General features: G+C 51.9%; 6 protein-coding genes and 2 pseudogenes. 4 read left to right on the top strand and 4 right to left on the bottom strand.

The window, feature by feature from the left end; genetic code table 11:
* Positions 1 to 88 precede the first annotated feature (88 nt).
* Both CDI09_RS16870 and CDI09_RS16865 read left to right on the top strand, forming a co-directional pair.
* Complete coding sequence (locus CDI09_RS16870) at positions 89 to 1,612, top strand: TonB-dependent receptor domain-containing protein (RefSeq protein WP_249034055.1); 1,524 nt, start codon at positions 89 to 91, stop codon at positions 1,610 to 1,612.
* 39 nt (positions 1,613 to 1,651) lie between these two features.
* Positions 1,652 to 2,599 carry an acetamidase/formamidase family protein gene (locus tag CDI09_RS16865; RefSeq protein WP_078527234.1) on the top strand — a complete coding sequence of 316 codons (948 nt, stop codon included), beginning with the start codon at positions 1,652 to 1,654 and terminating at the stop codon, positions 2,597 to 2,599.
* A gap of 19 nt (positions 2,600 to 2,618) precedes the next feature.
* Here CDI09_RS16865 and CDI09_RS16860 read toward each other — a convergent pair whose 3' ends face one another.
* Positions 2,619 to 3,389 (bottom strand): helix-turn-helix transcriptional regulator, encoded by a 771-nt coding sequence (locus CDI09_RS16860; protein WP_078527232.1) that lies wholly within the window; start codon positions 3,387 to 3,389, stop codon positions 2,619 to 2,621.
* A gap of 429 nt (positions 3,390 to 3,818) precedes the next feature.
* On the opposite strand from CDI09_RS16860, the gene CDI09_RS16855 reads away from it, so the two are divergent.
* The gene (locus CDI09_RS16855; protein WP_078527230.1) at positions 3,819 to 5,228 is read left to right on the top strand and encodes an APC family permease; all 1,410 of its coding nucleotides are present in this window, start codon (positions 3,819 to 3,821) and stop codon (positions 5,226 to 5,228) included.
* A 64-nt stretch (positions 5,229 to 5,292) separates the two neighbouring features.
* Here the strand turns inward: CDI09_RS16855 and CDI09_RS16850 are convergent.
* Positions 5,293 to 6,029 (bottom strand): annotated as a pseudogene (locus tag CDI09_RS16850) (IS5 family transposase).
* A 68-nt stretch (positions 6,030 to 6,097) separates the two neighbouring features.
* Positions 6,098 to 6,946 (bottom strand): annotated as a pseudogene (locus tag CDI09_RS16845) (transposase).
* A 556-nt stretch (positions 6,947 to 7,502) separates the two neighbouring features.
* Here CDI09_RS16845 and CDI09_RS19035 point away from each other — a divergent pair.
* Positions 7,503 to 7,730, top strand: a complete 228-nt coding sequence (locus CDI09_RS19035; protein ID WP_078527228.1) for an IS3 family transposase — start codon at positions 7,503 to 7,505, stop codon at positions 7,728 to 7,730.
* Here the strand turns inward: CDI09_RS19035 and CDI09_RS16835 are convergent.
* Positions 7,644 to 8,074 (bottom strand): DDE-type integrase/transposase/recombinase (locus tag CDI09_RS16835; protein WP_146220936.1); only part of this gene is annotated, 431 nt, incomplete at its 5' end. The two genes, CDI09_RS19035 and CDI09_RS16835, sit on opposite strands and share 87 nt — an antisense overlap.

The following is an 8,074-nucleotide window of genomic DNA, read 5'->3' as shown; positions in this document are numbered from 1 at the left end:
CCATCCAGAATGCCTCCTTCAGAGAATGGTCTGCATCCTATGAATCACATTTTTAAACCGATGGGTACCCCGTGAGTCAGGCCAAACAATGGTTGGTATGAATATGCTGAAAACACTGGGCGGCAACCTGAATTATCTTTATCCGAACTATGCCGAGGCCTATGCCGCGGCACAGGGGAACTATTCAGCCAATATCCAGAAACTGGGTAATGTGCAGGATGAATCAAGTGCAACCTATAATGATGCCGGGCAAAAACAGCGCAATTTCCTTTCTGCCATTATCGCCGAATTCCATCTGACACCGCGCCTGACGGAAAAAACAATCCTGTACGCCCATGTCTCCAGTGGCAACTATGAGATGGAGGAGGCGATTCCTTCCCCCAATGGTTCTCCCATGAGCCAGTATGTAGGTCATATGGGCATGCGCCGGATCGGTGGCATACAGTCCTTTGAGTATGATATTGCATCGAACCACATCCAGGCTGGTTTCTGGTATGAAAATAACTGGAACAGTTTCCCTGCCCGTTTGTATAGCGAACCTCTGTTGGGGCAAGGGCAGCCGATCAGTTCCATGGGGCCATATGTCAATCCTTATACGACTGAATTCGACGACGAATACAATACCAATACGTTCCAGTTTTTTCTGCAGGATACATATCACATCAAGCGTAATCTGACGGTCAGCGCCGGGTTTCGTTCCATGCTGCAGACCACGCATGGTGGTGCAAGTTACAATAACGCCGCCTATACCGGAGCCAGTGCCCTGCCGCGTGGCAACCTGACTGCGGCCGATGCCTTTCTCCCGCATTTTTCAATGAATTATACCTTTCTCCGGCACCATGAACTGTATTTCGATATAGCGGAAAACATGCGCGCCTATACTTATTATCCGTGGAACATGCCCAACGGCGGGGCATGGACAGATGCCAACCAGCAGGTTTTCAACGATACCAAGAACTCCCTGCGGCCCGAACGGACATGGGATTATGTTGTCGGCTACAGATATAATTCCAGGCGCCTGTCTGCCTCGGTCGATTTTTATCATGTTGATTATTATAACAGGCTGGTCAGCACGGAAGCGGGCAATATTTTCCAGCCTTACAGTACCTTTACCAATGCAGGTAAGGAAACCATGAACGGTGCAGATGTCTCTGCAACACTACGCCCGGTCAAAGGATTGGAAATATTCAACAGCTTCAGTTACAATGATGCACAGTATGAAGGCGGTATTGAATATGAAGGCCAGTATGTAAGTCTGAAAGGCAAGCACCAGGTTGCCTACCCCAAGTTCATGTATAAAACCAATGCCACATACACTTATAAAAATGCCAGCGCTACGTTCAGCGCAACCTATACAGGGCGTCGGCCGCTTTCTTATGTGAACGATACGTACGTGCCAGCTTACTGGCTGGCTAACCTTTCGGCTACCTATAATTTCGGGCATATCGGGTTTGCCAAGAATCTCAAGATTAATTTTGGTGTCTACAATCTTTTCAATACCACCTATGTGGGAGGGATGGGGATCGAGGGTTATCCACTCTCAGGTGACTATCCAACGCTGTTTATTGGTGCGCCCCGGCAGTATTTCGGTACGGTTTCCGCGCAGTTCTGAACAGATAGCTTTCCCTTTATTTGCAGAAGGTTCCGTCAGATGTGCCAGTCCTGCGTACATACCATTCACCACCATAAGGCGCATTTTGGCTGGAACCGTGACACGGCGCCCGTTCATGTCGCCATGCCTGGTGATGTTTTGTGCTTCGAGTGTGCCGATGCTTCTGGCGGCCAGATAGACGCGGATGCAACCGCCCGCACATTGGCGACACTCGATTTCGGGCGCATTAACCCCCTTAACGGACCTGTTTATGTAGAGGGAGCACAGCCGGGGGATGCGCTTAAAATAACCGTCAACCGCTTCTATCCGTCGGGGCAGGGCTGGACTGCGAACATACCAGGCTTTGGCCTGCTGGCAGACCAGTTTCCCGAGCCATCACTTTATCTATGGCGTTACGATCCCGTCACATTGGAGCCTGCGCTTTTCGGCCATGAGGGCGTGCGGGTGCCGTTGAAGCCCTTTATTGGCACGATCGGCGCAGCTCCGGCAGAGCCTGGCCCGCATTCCGTTGTGCCACCACGGCGGGTAGGGGGTAACATGGATCTGCGCGATATCGCTGAAGGGAGCGTACTTTATCTGCCGGTAGAAGTGGAAGGAGCGCTCCTGTCCCTGGGGGATACGCACGCGGCGCAGGGTGATGGTGAGGTATGCGGAACCGCAATTGAAAGCGCCATGAATGTGGAAATACGTGTTGAGTTACTCAAGCGCACGTTTCTCCCCGCGCCGCGCCTGACTACTTCTGGTCCGGTTACACGTCATCTTGACGGGGCAGGATATGAAGTTACGATCGGGCTCGGTCCTGACCTGTTTCAGGCTGCACGGGAAAGTGTTTCCCGTATGATCGATCTACTGAGTCGCTTGTATGGTATCTCACCCGTCAATGCTTACATGCTCTGCTCGGTTTGCGGGGATTTGCGCATTAGCGAGATCGTAGATGTGCCGAATTTTATCGTATCGTTCTATTTTCCCCGCATTGTATTTCCTTAACGCGATAGCCGACCGGGCATCATAAAGAGCGCATGTATGCGGCGACCGCTGCCCTGCTGCCGACGCCTGTTTTGTTTAATATATTGACAATATGGGTTTTTACGGTCGAAACCCCGATATGCATTATTTCCGAGATTTCCCAGTTTGAGGCGCCTTTTTCAAGCAGGAAAACAACTTCGACTTCCTTATTGGTAAGCTGGAACTTTTCTTTCAGGGCGCGACATATCCGCCGGTCGCGCATCTGTGGATGCTGCTGGAGGGTAAATTCCATGTAGCGGCGTAGGGCTTCCCATTGGAAATCGGTCGGGAAAGGAGTGCGGTCAACTTGGCGCTTCATCACGCTTAACAGCGCCACGGCATCATTTTCATTGCGAAAAAGGAAATTGATTTCGTCTACAATTCCATGACGTTGCAAAAACGTATCATGAATCTGATTGTGGTCATGTGAATTGTGACTACGCTCATGGTCCAGCATGAGCACATTGTTTGATCCATTCAGAACCTTACGGATGCTGAGGGGATCGTAGGTATAGAAGCCGTTATTGAAATACTCCGGCAACAGGTCAGCTTCCGTTCCGGTCAGTTCTATTGTCTGAACAAAATGGGCGGAATCAACCCAGAACAGGATGGCAGACGATGCCTGTAACAGATCGCACCCGAAAGCCAGTGTCGCCTGGGTACAGGGATGGCATGTCTCCTGGACATGAGTTGCTGGCATCACCGTCATGCCAACCGGTGACATATCAAGGCTGAGCCTGTCATGCTGTTCCAGTGTTTTCTGACGACTCATGGCTTTGTTCCTTTCTTCCAGTTGAGTGGAAGATGCGCGCCTGAACGCGCGAACCGGATCGGAGGAGCGCGAAAGAGAGCGAGGAATGAACAGTGTGTGATCGGTTCTTTTCGCAAAAAAATCCTATATATGGGATATGTTAATTTCAAGCCGCCTGATAAAGGAATAATGAACATATCTGGTTTAAGAAAAATATGTTGCGATAAAGCAACGTATATACATGCAATAATGAATTCATCAGATGCACACCAAAATGAATTTTAAAATATTTTTTATATTTCTAAGTTTAATATGCGCCAGTGATTATATTATATTTTCGAAACAGATATTCAGGCAAGGACGGAATGGTCATTCTGGTACCATTACAGCTTGATAATATACCCGTGACTGTTGCGATATCTGTGTTTTTTCTTGTGGGGTGGCGTCTACATGTCTGGCACATCGGAACCCGGCTGCACAAAACGTAAGCTGGGATTAATTGAGCTTCTGGCTCTTTCCCTTGCTTTCATCAGCCCCACGGTGGTTCTGTGTGCCAATGGGCAGGCGCTGGTGGGGCTGACCCATGTTGCTTTATGGAAGGTATACGGGCTTGGCTGGATCGGCATCTCTTCCATTGCCTATAGCTTTGGCCGCCTTGCCTCCATGGGGGGGCATGTCGGAATGGCTGATGTTGCAGTCGGGCAGATTCTGGGGAAACAGGCAGGGCAGTTTGCATCCCTTGCGTTGCTGGGAGCCTATGCGAGTTTTTCATTGGCCAACCCGAATGTAACAGCTTCTTTTGTTTCGGATATTATTCATATGTTATATCCGGATATGCGTATCACATCTTATCTGCCGTTTTTTCTGCTTGTCCTGTTTTTTAATCTAATGATCATCCGTGGCCAGACCAATACCATCATGCATATTCTGTTGGCCATGGAGGGAGTGGGAATTATCCTGATCATCTATCTGTGCGTAGCTGTTTTAATGCAGCCTCATACTGCTATTGCGCATACTGTCATGCCTGCGGAGCCCATCAGAATATCTTCTGTCCTTTCCGGGGTTGTGATTGCCTTTCTGTCCTGGGCGGGATTCGAATCATGCATGACCCTGTCAGAAGAAAATGGACATTCACCCCGAGTAATGCATCAGGCCCTGGCGGCAGGTGTCATCATATCCGGCATCATGTTTGTTGGTGTCATGGCTGTTATTCAATATGGCTTTGAGCAGCACCTCGGTGGCCTGTCGGCGTTGGTCATTTCATCCAATGCCCTTGCTGATATGGCCCGTTACTATATTGGGCGATGGAGCATGGTTACCTTTGGCGTTGCGGCACTCGGCTCTGCTTTTGCCGGAACAGTCGCGGCCATTACGGCATGCAGCAATCTCGCACGTCACATCGTGATCGGGCATGACAGTGTTTTGCCAGCATACAGCGCAGCATTTCTATCAGATCATATCCTTTCTCCATTCGGGATTACCGTTTTGATTGTATGCCAGCAATTTTTGCTTGTCCTGTTGAAGCCGGTCCTGCCGGTCCTGCCCTCTGGTGGAATGGATATTTATGCATTTTTTGGCACTGTGGGGGCCGTATGTATCATGATAAGCTATTTACTGGTGCAGCTATCCGCACTGACTGCTTTTTATAAACAGAGAAGAGGAGCCGCCTGGTGGGAAATCATAATTGCTTTTTTGGGCCTGGTTTTTATTGTGGCTGCGCTTTTTAGTTGTATATATCAAGATGGGCGCGCCGCTTTGTGTGCTCTATTGGCGGGTATTTGGATGGCATGTGGCATAATGGGTTTCTTATTTATGTCACTGCGAAAAAATAATTTCATATTTTGCAGGAAAATACGGTAGAAAACTGCTTATACTAACGGCTAGCATCTTTGACCTTTATGAGCCCATTTTCTGAGAGCCTGAATCAGAAAGCGGTTTGATTGATTTTCCGCAGGACTCTGCGGATATGGGCGATCATCAACCACGCGTGGGATGACAAGATTGTTGCCTCGACATCCTTCGTGAGGCGGCGGCAGCGTCCGAGCCATGCAAAGCTGCGCTCCACGATCCAGCGTTTCGGTAGGACGACGAAGTCTTCGGCCCGATCGCTACGCCTGACGATTTCAATCGTCCATCGGCCGAGTTCAGCCAGCGCACCATCACGATCCTGAACGTCGGCAGGATGTACGACAGCCGCCACGACATAACCCAGCGTGTCGGTCGCGATATGCCGCTTGCGGCCCCTGATCTTCTTGCCCGCGTCATAACCGCGTGGACCGCCATTTTCAGCAGTTTTAACCGACTGGCTGTCAATAATGCCTACCGAAGGCGTAGCGTCTCGCCTGTCCTGCTCATGCGACAGGATCACGAAAATAGGGTTCATGGCTTCCCATCGTCCCTCGCGGATCCAACGGTAGAAATAGCCCTGTACGGTCGTGAAGGCCGGAAAGTGCCGGGCAACTGTCGTCATTGGCAGCCGGTCGTGACGATATGGAGGATCGCCTCCATGACCCGGCGCAAATCCGTACGTCATGGTCTGCCCAGTCGTTTCTTCTCGGGCATCGGCGGCGCAATCAGCGCCCACTCCGCATCGCGAAGGTCGCCTGCATATTCTAGGTCGTCCCTTTGATACTGCGCGCGGGTGATTTCAGTCCAGGCCATCTTGATCTCATCAGGTTCTCGCAAACCCATGGATCATAACCCCATGAAATCACTCAACTCATTTTCAGTCAGACACCGAGGCCAATGGAACAGATGGTTTCCGGCAGGTCGGCAAGGTTGTTCCAGGCGGAACAGGCAGCGTCGATGATGTGCTCGGTGCCGTTAAAGACGGTATTGGACAACCAGTTGGCGCGTAGGAACTGCCAGATATTCTCGACCGGGTTCAGTTCGGAAGCACGGGACCACAGGAAGATCAGGCTGACATTGCGGGGCAGTTTCAGCTTGTCAGTGGTGTTCCATCCTGCGCGATCGAGCAACACGACGGCATGAGCGCCGCGGGCGACGCAGCGTGAGATTTGCTCGATATGCAGTTGCATGCTGGCCGTACCGATGAACGGCAGCGCCAGGCCGGCGGCCTTGCCGCGCGCCGGACAGATTCCCCCGAACAGCCAGGCATTGTCGTAACGCTGGTCAGCCGGCTGGCGTGTACGCTGACGCGACTGAAGCCCAGTCTCTTCAGCAGGGTGGAAACATGGCGCTCGTGATACGAGACGCCAAAGCGCTCCTCAATCACCCACTTCAGATCAACGCAGCGCCTGCGGACCATGCCGTCCCGGTTACGGTCGGGTCCAGCCATAATCAATGCCGAGAGTTCCGCCTGTTGGTCCGCCGTCAGGCGGCAGACAGAGTCGTTTCGTCATTGATCCCGCAGGCCATCGGGCCCTTCGGCATTGAAGCGGTAAACCCAGTCTCGCAATGTCTGGCGGTCCATAGGCAGCATCGGTGCGGCTCGCCCCGTCACGGACCGCCGCCAGGGCCAGAAGTCGGCGTGCAGCGTTCGCATGCCGGCTGCGCGCAGCAATCCGCCTCAGGTCAGAGGCCGAATAGTTATCCCGTAGCTTCACCGCCCTCGTCATCAGCCAGTTCTTCCCGCAGCAAGAGAATCGGAGCCAACACCGTTCGTCACTTCACATACGAGTCAGTGGCTACATCCTTTGGTATTATTGGGCCGGTCAGGGATCCCCTCTGGCGCGGACCATGCCAGTTGGTCAGTTCATAGACAAACTGAAAGAAGAACTGTGAGAGGCACGCTGTTTCGTGACGTAATCGCGAACCTGGTCGGTATCATCAGCATCGAAGATATTAAGTTATAACGGGTCTGGCATCGGTATAAAGCCAGACAGCGCACGCACTGGACGTGTCATGTTTTAGTTCCGGATCTTTAAAAGCGCAGATATTCACGAAGGAGAATTGGAACAGGACATGTTTACAAGGCCAAGTTTGAAAACGAAGCGGTGCATCCGGCCCTGAGCAGTTGTTTGTCGTGTGAGCACTCCAGGCCTTATACATCGAATCTTGGACGCTGAAGAAATGGAGCGGTGATGTCGGGAAGCATGAAGCCGTCGTCATGATCATACTGCGTTATTGCGTGAGAATGAGAGACTGCACCGGAAGACCTCCTGCCGCACAGGCATGCTCCGGCAAAACGTGTTTGACTATATCGAAATGTTCCATAATTCGGCGCGCGAGCACTTCAGGAACGGGATGCTGTCACCCGTGCAATTCGAACAACTGAACTGCCCCGGGTTTACCGGAGAGCGATTTGTTCAGCGCTCAGGCTGCGATATCAAGTCTGCTCTGATCTGCATGGAAGGCGCGTTCGGCTTCGGCGGGAGGCCTGTAGCCGATTGGTGCCAATAGGCGTCGATTATTATACCAGTGCACCCATCTGAGTGTTTCCCATTCGACCTGCGGCATGGATTTCCATGGCCCCAGATGATGGATAACTTCGGCCTTGTATAAACCGTTGATCGTCTCCGCCAGTGCATTATCATAACTGTCACCGACCGTGCCGACCGAGGCATCGATGCCAGCCAGCGCCAGGCGTTCGGTATATCGGATCGACAGGTATTGTGAACCCCGATCCGAATGATGGATCAGCGCCCTGTTTCCCGCGGGCTTTCGTTGCCAGATGGCCTGTTCAAGGGCGTCGAGCACGAACTGGGTGGTCATGGAGGTCGAGACCTTCCAGCCCACGATCCTGC

It is taken from the genome of Komagataeibacter nataicola (assembly GCF_003207795.1).
Lineage (GTDB): Bacteria > Pseudomonadota > Alphaproteobacteria > Acetobacterales > Acetobacteraceae > Komagataeibacter > Komagataeibacter nataicola.
This window is presented reverse-complemented; position numbering and strand designations above follow the sequence as displayed.